Annotated in this window: 18 protein-coding genes; 3 read left to right on the top strand and 15 right to left on the bottom strand. The window is 40.6% G+C overall.

What is annotated here, in order from left to right; all coding sequences use genetic code 11:
• Window positions 1-9 precede the first annotated feature (9 nt).
• The 10 genes from QM911_RS03050 to QM911_RS03005 all read right to left on the bottom strand — a co-directional run bounded on the left by QM911_RS03050 (window position 10) and on the right by QM911_RS03005 (window position 6709).
• On the bottom strand, window positions 10-750 hold the full coding sequence (locus tag QM911_RS03050) for a class I SAM-dependent DNA methyltransferase (protein WP_414313080.1): 741 nt from the start codon (window positions 748-750) through the stop codon (window positions 10-12).
• Between the two features lie 110 nt (window positions 751-860).
• A complete protein-coding gene (gene rsfS / locus QM911_RS03045) occupies window positions 861-1214 on the bottom strand; it encodes a ribosome silencing factor (RefSeq protein ID WP_049503418.1) in 354 nt (117 codons plus the stop codon).
• A 12-nt stretch (window positions 1215-1226) separates the two neighbouring features.
• On the bottom strand, window positions 1227-1727 hold the full coding sequence (locus QM911_RS03040) for a cysteine hydrolase family protein (protein ID WP_414267104.1): 501 nt from the start codon (window positions 1725-1727) through the stop codon (window positions 1227-1229).
• A complete protein-coding gene (yqeK, locus tag QM911_RS03035; RefSeq protein WP_414267103.1) occupies window positions 1728-2321 on the bottom strand; it encodes a bis(5'-nucleosyl)-tetraphosphatase (symmetrical) YqeK in 594 nt (197 codons plus the stop codon).
• Entirely contained in the window at window positions 2321-2950 is a 630-nt protein-coding gene (locus QM911_RS03030) for a nicotinate-nucleotide adenylyltransferase (RefSeq protein ID WP_075227798.1), read from the bottom strand. The genes yqeK and QM911_RS03030 overlap by 1 nt, the downstream gene beginning before the upstream one ends.
• A 51-nt stretch (window positions 2951-3001) precedes the next feature.
• Window positions 3002-3313, bottom strand: coding sequence for a ribosome assembly RNA-binding protein YhbY (gene yhbY / locus QM911_RS03025; RefSeq protein ID WP_000060171.1), 312 nt, complete (start codon window positions 3311-3313; stop codon window positions 3002-3004).
• 211 nt (window positions 3314-3524) lie between these two features.
• The gene (gene yqeH / locus QM911_RS03020; protein ID WP_414313079.1) at window positions 3525-4631 is read right to left on the bottom strand and encodes a ribosome biogenesis GTPase YqeH; all 1107 of its coding nucleotides are present in this window, start codon (window positions 4629-4631) and stop codon (window positions 3525-3527) included.
• Window positions 4632-4633: 2 nt separating this feature from the next.
• Window positions 4634-5161, bottom strand: a complete 528-nt coding sequence (locus tag QM911_RS03015; RefSeq protein ID WP_414313078.1) for a YqeG family HAD IIIA-type phosphatase — start codon at window positions 5159-5161, stop codon at window positions 4634-4636.
• Window positions 5162-5185: 24 nt separating this feature from the next.
• The gene (locus QM911_RS03010) at window positions 5186-6091 is read right to left on the bottom strand and encodes a magnesium transporter CorA family protein (protein WP_049508908.1); all 906 of its coding nucleotides are present in this window, start codon (window positions 6089-6091) and stop codon (window positions 5186-5188) included.
• 51 nt (window positions 6092-6142) lie between these two features.
• Window positions 6143-6709 carry a mechanosensitive ion channel family protein gene (locus QM911_RS03005; protein WP_414313077.1) on the bottom strand — a complete coding sequence of 189 codons (567 nt, stop codon included), beginning with the start codon at window positions 6707-6709 and terminating at the stop codon, window positions 6143-6145.
• A 151-nt stretch (window positions 6710-6860) separates the two neighbouring features.
• Between QM911_RS03005 and sstT the strand changes: the two genes are divergently transcribed.
• Both sstT and QM911_RS02995 read left to right on the top strand, forming a co-directional pair.
• Window positions 6861-8066, top strand: coding sequence for a serine/threonine transporter SstT (sstT, locus tag QM911_RS03000; RefSeq protein ID WP_414313076.1), 1206 nt, complete (start codon window positions 6861-6863; stop codon window positions 8064-8066).
• 64 nt (window positions 8067-8130) lie between these two features.
• A complete protein-coding gene (locus tag QM911_RS02995) occupies window positions 8131-9102 on the top strand; it encodes an aromatic acid exporter family protein (protein WP_414313075.1) in 972 nt (323 codons plus the stop codon).
• 70 nt (window positions 9103-9172) lie between these two features.
• Here QM911_RS02995 and QM911_RS02990 read toward each other — a convergent pair whose 3' ends face one another.
• On the bottom strand, window positions 9173-9421 hold the full coding sequence (locus QM911_RS02990) for a DUF3165 family protein (protein ID WP_000262655.1): 249 nt from the start codon (window positions 9419-9421) through the stop codon (window positions 9173-9175).
• Between the two features lie 19 nt (window positions 9422-9440).
• On the bottom strand, window positions 9441-11282 hold the full coding sequence (gene typA / locus QM911_RS02985; RefSeq protein WP_049503436.1) for a translational GTPase TypA: 1842 nt from the start codon (window positions 11280-11282) through the stop codon (window positions 9441-9443).
• A 161-nt stretch (window positions 11283-11443) separates the two neighbouring features.
• Here typA and QM911_RS02980 point away from each other — a divergent pair, with 161 nt between their 5' ends.
• Window positions 11444-12169 (top strand): 16S rRNA pseudouridine(516) synthase, encoded by a 726-nt coding sequence (locus QM911_RS02980; RefSeq protein WP_414313074.1) that lies wholly within the window; start codon window positions 11444-11446, stop codon window positions 12167-12169.
• A 43-nt stretch (window positions 12170-12212) separates the two neighbouring features.
• Here the strand turns inward: QM911_RS02980 and QM911_RS02975 are convergent, their stop codons facing one another.
• From QM911_RS02975 to QM911_RS02965, 3 genes are all read right to left on the bottom strand, one after another.
• Window positions 12213-12440, bottom strand: a complete 228-nt coding sequence (locus tag QM911_RS02975) for a DUF4190 domain-containing protein (RefSeq protein WP_414313073.1) — start codon at window positions 12438-12440, stop codon at window positions 12213-12215.
• 114 nt (window positions 12441-12554) lie between these two features.
• A complete protein-coding gene (locus QM911_RS02970; protein ID WP_000660082.1) occupies window positions 12555-12782 on the bottom strand; it encodes a hypothetical protein in 228 nt (75 codons plus the stop codon).
• A 92-nt stretch (window positions 12783-12874) separates the two neighbouring features.
• The gene (locus tag QM911_RS02965) at window positions 12875-13255 is read right to left on the bottom strand and encodes a rhodanese-like domain-containing protein (protein WP_000259322.1); all 381 of its coding nucleotides are present in this window, start codon (window positions 13253-13255) and stop codon (window positions 12875-12877) included.
• Between the last annotated feature and the right edge of the window lies 1 nt (window position 13256).

Below are 13256 nucleotides of genomic sequence, written 5' to 3'. Positions count from 1 at the left end.
GGAAATCTCCTACTTCTGAGCGACGAAAAACCAACGGGTACTGGTTTCTGTTGGTTCCTTGCCTTCAAAGTCCGCAAAGAGTTTGAAGGACTTAAAACCAGCTTGTTCTAACAAAATATCATAGGTCAAGACTTCGTAGGTTCGCTCCTCATGTACCTCATCATGACGGCTAAAGGAACCATCTGCCTCCTTGACAAAGAAGGTCAGTTCATGCACGATGGAGTGAGGGGCTTCATCTTCATAGGTATCCCAGAGCATGGCAAAGTCTTCGGCGTTTTCATGGTAGGAATAACCTGGGAAGACCTCATCTGTCTGGTAAGTCGAATGCACATCAAAGATAAAAACACCATCTTCATTGAGGGCATTATAGACTTCTTTAAAAACGTCCCCAACTTCCACTTCATCCTGCATGTAACAGATTGAGTCCGAGTAACACGTGACAAAGTCGTATTGACCAGCCTTGGATAAATCCAGCATATTGCCTTCAATGAAATCAATCTTTTGCTTGGCTGAAGCCGCTCTCTTTTCGGCAATCTTCAACATATCCGCACTCAAATCAAGTCCAGTCACATCAAAACCAGCCTGAGAGAAGCGCACTGATTGAATTCCTGTTCCACAAGCAAGCTCCAATAGTTTCTTTCTGTCCTTGGTTTTAGGTAAATGACGCAGAGAAAAGTCCGTCCATTTGTCGTATAAACTATCATCCATAACCGCATCATAGACCGCCGCAAAAGTTTCATAAGTTGCCATAATCATGATACCAAGAGCCCCATGGTAAACACCACTAGCCCTTACCTTTCTAACAATTTTCTTCTAACATAAGCAAATAAAACCCAGTTGATTACAACTGAGTTCATCTTCTATGCTAAGGCTTCTGAAATGTCTACAGAATTTGCCTCATGCCATAGTTTTTCGAGGTTATAGTGGGCACGCATTTCTTCTGAGAAGATATGTACTACGACACCACCGAGGTCTAATAGGACCCAGCCTCCAGCTGCATCGCCTTCAACATGGCTACCTTTAAAGCCAGCTTCAGCTACTTTTTCACGGATATTATCAGCGATAGCATCCAACTGACGACTATTCATAGAACTAGTGATGACAAAATAGTCAGTCACACTAGTCAAATCTTGTACATCAAGTGCGAGGATATCCTCTGCACGTTTCTCATCAGCCGCTTTCACGACTAGTTCTAGTAATTCTTTTTCGTTCATTTAATCCTCTTTCTAGAAAATATGTTTGTAATCTAGGACATCTGCAAAGCGCTCCTCCCAAATGTCCTCATAAAATTCATTTATCGTTTCAGCTGGAATGTCATCCCCATCAAACGTTGTGCAAGTTCCTTCTGGAATAATAAGCTTATAGCCATATTCAAAAGCAACCTTGACAGAGGTATCCACACAATATTCTGTCTGCATACCACATAAAACTAATTTTTTAATCCCCTGTTTATCCAAGTATTCTTTTAAACCAGTTTCTTTGAAAATACTATTATACTTCTTCTGAAAGACCTTTTCATCAGGTTTTCGATTTAAAAGCGCAGATAACTGCCAATCTTCTGATGTTTGGGCTTCAGGGTTCTCAATATGTTGAACATAGATAATTTCGATATTCTTACTTCTAGCTTGGTTTTGTAAATAAGAAATTTTTTCCAATAGACCTTTTGTCTGAAACCCCGTTTCCACTAAAATATTTTGTACATCAATAATGATAAAAGCCGTCTTCATTTAATCCTCTTTCAAATAGTGCACATAGGCGTTATAGGTTTCAAGGGTTTGGGGATAGATGGGAAATCCCTGGTGAGCTAAATGCTCCACAGTACGAGCTGTTTCGTAGGCCACAACCTTATTGAGCGATTGCTCAGCAATCTCACGTGCCTGGTCCACACCTGGAAAGGCACGATTGTGCTCGATATAGTCTGCGACGTAGATAACCTTATCAAGGTCTGTCATCTGACTTGCTCCGACTGTATGAATTTCGATAGCCCGTAAAATTTCAGGATCTTGCAAGTTCAAATCTTCCTGAATCTTGTAAATGCCGACCATCCCATGCCAGACATTATTACCCCAGTTTTTAAGGTCAGAGTCAAGTTGATATCGATCAATCAAGTCTAGAAACTCTTGATCTGATAGCTTTTTAGCATAATCATGAAGTAGCCCTGCTAGACCTGCTTTTTCAACATCCACACCGAAACGTTGAGCTAATTCAATAGCTGCGCGCTCTACACCCAAACAATGGGTCAAACGTTTCTCAGGTAGGAGCTCTGCCATTTTTTCCAACAATTCTTCACGCGAACAGTTGATATAGTCTTGGTATGTCATCAGTAAAGCCCTTCTTTCTCAATATAGTCTAGCACTGATTTTGGCAAGAGAAAGTTAGGTGTGCGACCTTGGGCGATGAAATCACGTACCATACTGGATGAAATATCCATGAGAGGCACATCCACCCAGATGACTGGATAAGAAGTCCCAGCCTTGTAGCGTGGACGCTGAACTCCTACAAACTGAACAAGGTCGACCAGCTCATCAATTCGATACCACTTAGGCAGATAGTCCACCATATCGGCTCCGATAATGAAATAATAATCTGTATCTGGATTCTTCTCTGTCAAAATCTTCATGGTGTCGTAGGTGTAGGAAATACCCTTGCGCTCCAGCTCGATGGTCTCAATAGCTAAACCTTCGATTCCATCGATAGCCAATTCAAGCATCTTGAGGCGGTGGTGTTCAGAAATGGTTTCCTTTTTGTCTACGTGAGGTGGTTGATATTCAGGCATGAGCAGAACCTGATCCAATCCCAACTGTTGGCGCACTTGGTCTGCGACGATAAGGTGGGCATTATGAACGGGGTTAAAATTTCCACCCAAAATACCGACTTGTTTGCGTTTTTTATCTTTGATTTCTGGCTCTAACTCCACTTTCGTAAAGGGAGTTAATAATTCGATTGCCATAGGTTAATCTCCTTTACTCTTCTGTAAAAACAGTTTTTTGGAGTATCGTTCTTAGATTTCTTTAACTTTTTTAGAAATCTTGCGATTTTCTTTCTTGCTTGATTGTTTATACAAAATCAAGATGCGGCCGATTTTTTGGACTGTATCCACACCGATTTCTTCTTCCAAGATTTCAGCTACTTCGTGGATATTTTCGTCTGTGTTTTGCAAGAGAGTAACCTTGATCAATTCACGGGCATCAAGTGCCTGACGAACGCTGGTTTTGATTTGGTCGTTGAGTCCATTTTTCCCGATTTGGATGATAGGTTTGAGGGTGTGTGCCTGGCTGTTGAGGAAGGCACGTTGTTTCGATGTTAATGACATATTCTTTCTTCCTTTTTTGATAGTTATTTTAGGTGGTGGGGGGCGGTCGGAACTAATTTTTCAATGATTTCATCTTTGAAAAATGGATTTCCTGACCTCACAATTGAACCTGGATCTCAATTGTGCCCCTTGCCAATCTATGGATTGGCAAGCACACCACAACAATAACTATCTTTTTATGAGCTCACTTTGTTCGCTCAGTGATTTTGTTTTAAATAATGGCTTTTCGTGTGACGACTGCGACGCCTTCTGGGGCCCAGACAGCGACTTTGGCGGTGCCTGTTACACGAATCCAGCCTAATCCTGAGATGACTAGGTCTGTCTTATCCTTGATGGTAAATACATGTTGGACTAGTTTTGGAAAGTCTTCTTTTTCCTTGGTATTTGGTGGCGTGAGGAGAGTTCCAAGGTGCTTATCGTAAAAGTCACTCGCTCCTTCAAGCTTGGTACGGTGAAGTTTGAGTTCATTGTCAAAGAAAGCTGTAAATCCTTGCTTTTCTCCTGCAATGAAATCAAAGCGTCCCAAGCCACCTAAAAATAGGGTTTGTTCAGGGTTTAGCTGATAGGTTTTTGGCTTGATTTCCTTTTTAGGGCTGATATACTTGAGATTTTTGGCCGTCAAGTAGTGAGCCATCTGGTGACGATGGATAATTCCAGGCGTATCGTAGATATAAGAACCATCATCGAGCGGAATTTCAATCTTATCTAGAGTTGTCCCTGGGAAGCGTGAAGTTGTGATGACGTTCTGGTCACCCGTAATTTCCTGGATAATAGCATTGATAAGAGTTGATTTCCCAACGTTGGTCACACCAACTACGTAAACATCACGTCCCTTACGGTAGTGCTCGATCTTGTCAATGACTTCCTTAATGGCATGCTTATTTTGTGCAGAAGTTAGGACGACATCGACTGGACGAAGACCCTCCTCATGGGCACGTTCCATGAGCCATTGGCTAATTTTACCAGGCTTAACAGACTTAGGAAGGATGTCTTTTTTATTTCCAACCAAGAGCACATCATTACCTGACACAAAGCGTGGCAATCCTGGGATAACAGAGCCATTGAAATCAAAGATATCAATCACATTGACCACCAAGGCATCGCTATCTCCAACCTCGTGCAAGAGTTTGAGGAAATCATCATCTGTCAACTGAACATCAGTGATTTCATTGTAGTGACGAAGACGGAAACAACGCTGGCAATAAACTTCTCCAGTTTCCAAACCTTTTTCAAGTGCTGACTGAGGTGTAAAACCTAAACCAATCTTATCTTCCGTCTGAATGGTTGCTCCGCAACCAATACAGAGAATTTCTTCCATAATTAGATTCCTTTTTTATATGTAATTGGTCCGTACTTTTCAGCGATTTTTCTCATCACACAACGCTCACGCGCTCGGTTAATCTGAGTCTTAATAGAGTCGTGCTGGACCAAGGGTTTAACCAAAATCGAACGAATACCTGCTCGATGGGCTGCTCGAATATCCGTCATCAGCTGGTCGCCTACCATGACCACTTGGTCTTTTTCATAGTGGAAATGTTTCATGGCACGGTTAATTCCTAAAGTAAAGGGCTTCAGTGCCCAGTAAATATAGTCAATGTCAAATTTTTCAACTGCTCGTTTGACACGTTTGGGAGTATTGTTAGATACCACAATGATACGTATCCCAGCATCGCGCAGATCATGCAACCATTGCTTCATCTCTACTGTTCCATCTGGATTATTCCAAGCAATCAGGGTATTGTCCAAATCCACCAAAACAGCTTTGATTCCCTGTTTTTGCAAGCTTTGAACTGTCAGATCATAAACTGCTTCCACAGCAAAATCTGGCATGTAATTTTCAATCGCCATTCTGGCTCCTTTTCTTTCTATTTTTTAGTTTCTAGCAATTTTCTTTAGATACTGAGCCAAGATTGCCCATAAAATTAAACTAGCAATCAAAATATATATCCAGGCATTAGGCTCTTCTGTAAATGGCAGAGGGACATTCATTCCGAAAAATCCTGTAATGACTGCAAGAATGGCTAGCAAAACTGAGATAATGGTCAAGGTTGTCAAATTATCATTCAGATTGTTGTTTAGGATATTATTGTAAGATCCTGAGAGTTGTTGTAAAACCTGGGAAATCAAATCTGTCATGGACACTAACTGATGTGCTTCAATCATAGCATCATCAAACTGCTCTCTTTCCACTTCGTTAAAGTTCCGATAAAGCGCATGTCCCTGGATATGCTCCAAGAGGAGGCGATTTTGTTTAGCCGCAGCTGTCAAGTAAACCATACCAGTTTCCAAGTCAGAGAGGGCAAAGAGATTTTTTTTAGTGGTTGTTTGACGCAACAAGGCACTGATTTCATCCTTACTTTTATCCATCTGTTCAATGACAGGATAATAAGCATTGCTGATAAGCTCTAAACCGGCAAATAGAAACTTGTAGATTGAAATGATTTCATGATTTTCAAGATAGCCTAGCATCTGATCAATGACATAAGCGTTCTTATGATTGCTGATGGTAATCATTCGTTGCTTTTCCACGATAAAGGTCATAGGAATAGCTTCATAGTATTCCTTGTCCCTTTCTAAGTCAAGAACGTTGTAGATAAAGGTCACTGTCCCGTTTTCACGGTTATAATCCATGTGGGCTCGTTCGTTTCTATCCAGCGCATACTCGATGGTTTCTTTATCCAATCCATAGATTTCAGATAAATCTTCAAGATTTTTGATGATTTCCACATCTAGATTAATCCAGGTGCAACCATTCCCTAACTGCTTATCTAAAAACATCGTTTCTCCTTTACCAAACTCTTTCTATTGTACCATAAATCAGGTAAAATTTCAGTCCTCGTCTTTTCTTGAAAAATTGCTAACCACAGTAATATTACGGTTAGGAACAAAGTGAAGGGCTTGGTCATCACTTCTCAGTTGAGTTGTTCGAATTCCGACACTAACCACTTTTCCTGATACAGTAATAGGCCCATTGGTCAAAACAACTTCATCTCCTACATCCAACTGGCGTTCAAAGAGAATAAAGAAGCCATTGATGACGTCTGATAGAAAACCTTGTGCCCCCATACCGATAGCCACCCCAGCAATCCCCGCACCTGCAATCAAGCTAGAAACAGGCAACCCTAAAATAGACAAGATACAGTAAATCAAGAAGAAATAAAGCGTGTAGTTGAAAATATTTTCAAGCAAACGAGAAATAGTCTTTTGTCTACCTGCATCTCGATTTGAAAACTTAAGTGAAGGTTTAACAATCTTTCCTACAGCAACATGGAGGAACTTTTTAGCTATATAAAATAGAAGGATAAGAAGTAGAAGAGAAATCACCTTGGTCAAGAGATTTTCTAATACAGTTGTTAGATCTAATTTATCCAAATAACGTTGAAAAAATTCTTGCATATAAAACTCCTTTTCTATCCATTATACCATAAATCCTTCCCAGCCATCCTTTTCATAAATATTCATTTATTCCAACAAAACTTATAACTCACTTGCTTTTCAAGCATATTTATACTATAATCATAAACAATACACAAAAAAGGAGACCTCTATGAAAAGAATTATTCGTGCTTGGAACAAAACAAATCTAATCAAACGGATCGGTATCGGAATGGTCTTGGGAGCAATTCTAGGTCTACTCTTTCCTAATCTAACTGGCATTGGTTTATTGGGAGATTTATTTGTAGGAGAACTAAAAGCTATCGCTCCTATCCTGGTTTTTGCTTTAGTCGCTAACGCCCTTTCCCAACACCAAAAAGGCCAAGATAGCAATATGAAAAGAGTCATTTTCCTCTATTTGCTGGGGACTTTTGCTGCGGCTCTTGTGGCGGTTATGTCCAGTTTTCTCTTCCCTGTTCAGATGGTCTTGAGTAGCGCTAGCACAGAAGTTACTCCTCCAGACGGTATCGGACAAGTGCTCAGCAATCTTCTGCTAAAAATAGTAGATAATCCTGTCCACGCCATCATCGAAGCTAACTATATCGGAATTTTATCTTGGGCTATCGTCTTTGGAGTTGCCATGCGAGAAGCTAGCAAAAATAGCAAGGAGCTACTCAAAACAATGGCCAGTGTGACTTCAAAAATTGTCGAATGGATCATCAACCTTGCGCCATTTGGTATCCTCGGGTTAGTTTTTGAAACCATCTCTGACCAAGGTATCGCTAGTTTAGCAAATTACGGAATCCTACTCGGACTTTTGATTGCCACTATGGTTTTCGTTGCCCTAGTGATCAATCCTCTGATTGCTTTTCTCTTTATCAAGAAAAATCCATATCCCTTGGTGTGGAAATGCTTGCGTATCAGTGGCGTTACAGCCTTTTTCACCCGAAGTTCCGCTGCTAATATCCCTGTTAATATGAAACTCTGTGAGGATCTAGGTCTTAATCCAGATACCTATTCTGTCTCAATCCCCTTGGGATCAACCATCAATATGGCTGGAGCTGCTGTTACCATCAACATCTTAACCCTAGCAGCTGTCAATACTCTAGGAATCTCTGTTGATTTTGCAACAGCCTTTGTACTCAGTATCGTTGCAGCCATCTCTGCCTGCGGTGCTTCAGGAATTGCTGGAGGTTCTCTCCTACTTATCCCGGTTGCTTGCAGTCTCTTTGGGATTACTAATGATATTGCTATGCAGGTTGTGGGTGTCGGATTCGTCATCGGTGTTATCCAAGACTCTTGCGAAACAGCCCTCAACTCTTCAACAGATGTCCTCTTTACAGCAGTAGCCGAATTTTCCTCTGCTCGCAATAAATAATCAAGGCAAGCCTATTTAGGGCTTGTTTTGTCTGGTTTCTATCATTTATTATAGGAAATGTCTCATGTCTATCACCCAACGTACTTTTAAACTCGTTCTGGCAACCTGTTTGGCCTGTGTTCTAGCCTACTTTCTGGATTTATCTTCAGCAGTGTCCGCTGGTATCATTGCCCTATTGAGCTTATCGGATACCCGTCGAAGCACCATTAAGCTAGCTCGTAATCGTTTATTCTCTACCCTTCTTGCTCTTTTCATTGGTGTCCTTTCCTTTCACCTGACTGGCTACCATATCTGGAGTTTCGGTCTCTATTTGGCCCTCTATGTTCCCCTTGCCTATAAATTCGGCTGGGAAATTGGCATTACCCCGAGTAGTGTCCTGGTCAGTCATCTCTTAGTTCAAGAGTCTACATCACCAGATCTGCTAGTGAACGAGCTTCTCCTATTTCTTATCGGTACAGGATTTGCCTTGGCTGTCAATCTCTATATGCCTTCTCGGCAAGAAGAAATCCATCTCTATCATCTCAAGGTAGAAGAAAAACTCAAACACATTCTACAACGTTTTGAATATTATCTTGGAAAGGGCGATGGCCGTAACCGTGCTCAACTCGTTGATGAACTGGATCAGCTTCTTGAAGAAGCTCTCAAACTGGTCTATCTTGATCACTCTGACCATCTCTTTCATCAGACCGACTATCATATCCACTATTTCGAAATGAGACAGAGACAGAGTCGCATTCTTCGCAATATGGCCCAGCAAATCAACACCTGTAATCTAGCAGCAAGCGAAAGCCTAATCCTTGCCCAACTATTTGCTAAAATTGCGGATCAACTCAGTCAGACCAATCCAGCCAACGATCTATTAAATGATATTGAAAGCTACCTGCAGGTATTTCGCAATCGTAGCCTCCCTAAAACAAGGGAAGAATTTGAAACACGCGCAACATTACTTCAACTCCTGCGCGAATTGGAAAACTTTATCCAACTGAAAGTTGACTTCTATCAACGCTATTCTGAAGAAAAAAGCAATCTATCTTAATCAAAAAAACTTCTATCAGCCAACTAGTTGCTAATAGAAGTTTTTGTTATTTTAGGATTCGAATTGATGATTAGTGTTTTTTTCGAATCGACATGAGACTGATATCTCGCAAACTAAAGTAAGCAAGGACCAGCATAGCTACTGTGATAAAGAATTCTGTTGGTAGCTGAAAGATTTGCAGGATGGACAACATGAGCAAAATCACGAGGGAAACGAGACCAAAAACAAGAATTACAATATTAACCGTCCCCTTGATACTTTGAGGTGTCGCAAATATATAGAGTAAGAGTAATAAAATCCCTATGATTAAATAGACCATTTTCTGCTCTTTCTAGCTTTTATTCAGCTGATTTTTTCTTTTTGTTTGCTTTCTCACGCTCTGCCTTGTTAAGGATTTGTTTACGCAAACGAATAGATTCAGGCGTTACTTCCATGTATTCATCGTCGTTCAAGAACTCAAGTGATTCTTCAAGGGTCAAGATACGAGGAGTTTTGATAACCGCTGTTTGATCCTTAGTTGCTGAACGAACGTTAGTCATTTGTTTCGCTTTCGTAATATTAACAGTCAAGTCATTTTCACGAGAGTTTTCACCGATGATCATTCCTTCGTAAACCTCAGTACCTGGGTTGACAAAGATAGTACCACGTTCTTCGATAGACATGATAGAGTATGTTGTTGCCTTACCGGTATCGATAGAGACAAGGGCACCACGGTGACGTCCACCGATTTCACCTGGAATCAATGGCAAGTATTGGTCGAAGGTATGGTTCATGATACCGTAACCACGAGTCATTGACAAGAACTCAGTTGAGTATCCGATCAAACCACGCGCTGGAACAAGGAAAACCAAACGAGTTTGACCATTACCAGTTGAGATCATATCCAACATTTCACCTTTACGTTCAGAAAGGCTTTGGATAACGGATCCTTGGTATTCTTCAGGTGTGTCGATTTGCACGCGTTCAAATGGTTCACATTTGACGCCATCAATTTCTTTTACGATAACTTCTGGACGAGATACTTGAAGCTCATAGCCCTCACGACGCATTGTTTCGATAAGGATTGACAAGTGCAATTCCCCACGTCCTGATACAGTCCATTTATCTGGTGAGTCAGTTGGTTCAACACGAAGAGAAACGTCTGTTTGCAATTCTGCTTGAAGGCGCTCTTCAACCTTACGAGAAGTGACCCATTTACCTTCACGACCAGCAAATGGTGAGTTGTTGACCAAGAAGGTCATTTGAAGTGTTGGCTCATCGATGTGAAGAACTGGAAGAGCTTCAACTGCATCTGTTGGAGTGATGGTTTCGCCGACAAAGATATCTTCCATACCTGAAACGGCAATCAAGTCACCAGCTTTAGCTTCTTGAATTTCACGACGTTCCAAACCAAAGAAACCGAAGAGTTTTGTAACTCGGAAGTTCTTAGTTGTACCATCCAATTTAGAAAGTGTAACTTGATCCCCTACCTTTACACTACCACGGAAGACACGTCCGATACCGATACGACCTACGAAGTCGTTGTAGTCCAAAAGTGACACTTGGAATTGAAGGGGCTCATCTGAGTTATCAACTGGAGCTGGAATGTGGTCGATAATAGTGTCAAAGATTGGCGCCATAGTTTTTTCTTGGTCTGCTGGATCATCTGATAATGAAGATGTTCCGTTGATAGCTGACGCATAAACAACTGGGAAGTCAAGTTGGTCATCATCCGCACCAAGCTCGATGAAAAGTTCCAAGACTTCATCTACTACTTCTGCTGGACGAGCTGATGGCTTATCGATTTTGTTAACCACAACGATAGGCACAAGGTCTTGTTCCAAGGCTTTTTTCAATACGAAACGAGTCTGTGGCATAGTTCCTTCGTAAGCATCTACGACCAAAACAACACCGTCAACCATTTTCATGATACGTTCAACTTCTCCACCGAAGTCCGCGTGTCCTGGTGTGTCCATGATGTTGATACGAGTTCCGTTGTAGGCAACTGCTGTATTTTTCGCAAGGATGGTGATTCCACGCTCTTTCTCAATATCGTTTGAGTCCATTGCACGCTCAGCTAACTCTGTACGCGCGTCAAGAGTTTCAGATTGTTTCAACAATTCGTCAACGAGGGTAGTTTTACCGTGGTCGACGTGGGCGATAATCGCGATATTACGGATATCTTCTCTTAATTTTGTCATGATTTCCTCTATTATATTCAAAAATTTATTTTCTAACTGAACGATTATACCACAATTTTAAGCAAATGACTTAATTCAAGTAAGTGTAAATGTTTTCAAAAGAAAATTCATTCCTTCTCTTTTCTTTTCAAAAATTCCGACTTGTGATAAGATAGGCTGGTATGCGTTTAGATAATTTATTAGCCCAGGAAAAAATCAGCCGTAAAGCCATGAAACAAGCTCTTCTGAAAAAAGAAATCTTTGTAGATGGACACCTTGCTCGTTCCCTTGCACAGAATGTTGATACAGGGTTGCAAGAGCTGATTTTCAAAGATAGAAAAATCCAAGGATATGATCACACCTACCTCATGCTACACAAGCCAAACGGAGTCGTAACTGCAAGCAAGGATAAAAAACTCCCAACTGTCATGGACCTTCTTCCTCAGCATCTCCAGTCTGATCAACTCTACGCCATCGGCCGTCTGGATCGGGATACGACGGGTCTCCTTCTCTTAACGGATAATGGACCTCTAGGTTTTCAACTCCTCCATCCTCAGTATCATGTGGATAAAACTTACCAAGTAGAGGTCAATGGGCCACTAACTTCCGACCATATTCAAGAGTTTAAAGATGGTATTGCCTTTCTTGATGGAACTATCTGTAAACCTGCTCAACTTGAGATTTTATCCTCAAGTCCTAGTCTCAGCCAAGCCACTATCACCATCTCTGAAGGAAAGTTTCATCAGATCAAAAAAATGTTCCTTTCTGTTGGAGTCAAGGTTACTGCTCTCAAACGAGTTCAATTTGGAGATTTTATATTGGACCCTGAGCTAGCAGAAGGTGATTTCCGACTTCTAAACAAAGAAGAATTGCAGGTTATTAAAAATTACTTAGAAAACAGTGGATAAAACAAAAAAAGCTTTAAATAAATAAAGCTTTTTAAAATCTTCTTTAGCGTATAAATACCATGACACCTAAAATAAAGTGAAGTGCAGAAATTACAATCCCTAGGATGGACAGATTTTTTTCCCTCTTATAGTCTAGCCCAGATTCTTTTTGATGTGAGTTAGCTAAGACTAGACCAATAATACCCAAAATCAAACTTACCACTGGCGAAAGCAAACCAAGAATGATAGACAAGATCCCCAAAATAAGTGACGCTTTTTTCTTTTCTTTCATCTTCAAAAAACTCCTTAAACTCATACAAATGAATAATACTATAAAAATTAGCTTTATCAATTGGATAAAACAAAAAAGCTTTTAAAGATAAAGCTTTTTTTGTTAGAATCCTGATTAGTGCATCATTAAGATGAGACCTGCAACCCAGTTAACTACAGAAATTACAATCCCTACGATATTAAGAATTCGTTCTGTTTTGTAATCAAGCTCAGATTCTTTTTGATGTGAATTAGCCAAGACTAGACCAATGATCCCCAAAACGAGACCTACGATTGGAGATAGCAAACCAAGGACGATAGATAGGACACCTAAAACAAGTGATGGTTTTTTCTTTTCTTTCATCTTCAAAAAACTCCTTAAATTTTATACTAACAATTATACCATAAAAAGCCAAGACTTTATATTAAACATATGTGACAAGTTTTTTCACATTGTTAATTAGATTTCACCTTCCCTGTCCAAGAATCCAATCCATAAGAGAGGATATAGATTTCTGAGAAACCTTGTTTTTTCAAGAAAAGCGCTGCATTTGTGACACGTTGCGCACGTTGGTTTTCATAGAGAAGGACAGGCTTATCCTTGCGAAGCGCTGCGAGACTTGTCTTCAATTGATTTGAAGGGATATTACGAGCTCCGAGGATATGTTTTCTGTGGAAGTCAGCTGGATCACGCAAATCAATCAACTGACCTGTACGAATCAAAGACTCAAACTCTGCATTGTCTACAATTTTCGCTGCACGACGAATGCGAAGATAGTTATATCCCATCCAAGCCAACATCGCTATAATAAGTCCCCATAATACCCAAGTTACCATA

The organism is Streptococcus infantis (genome assembly GCF_047460825.1).
In the GTDB taxonomy this organism is placed as follows: Bacteria; Bacillota; Bacilli; order Lactobacillales; family Streptococcaceae; genus Streptococcus; species Streptococcus infantis_V.
The sequence above is the reverse complement of the archived record's forward strand: the minus strand, read 5'-3'. Positions and strand labels throughout refer to the sequence as shown.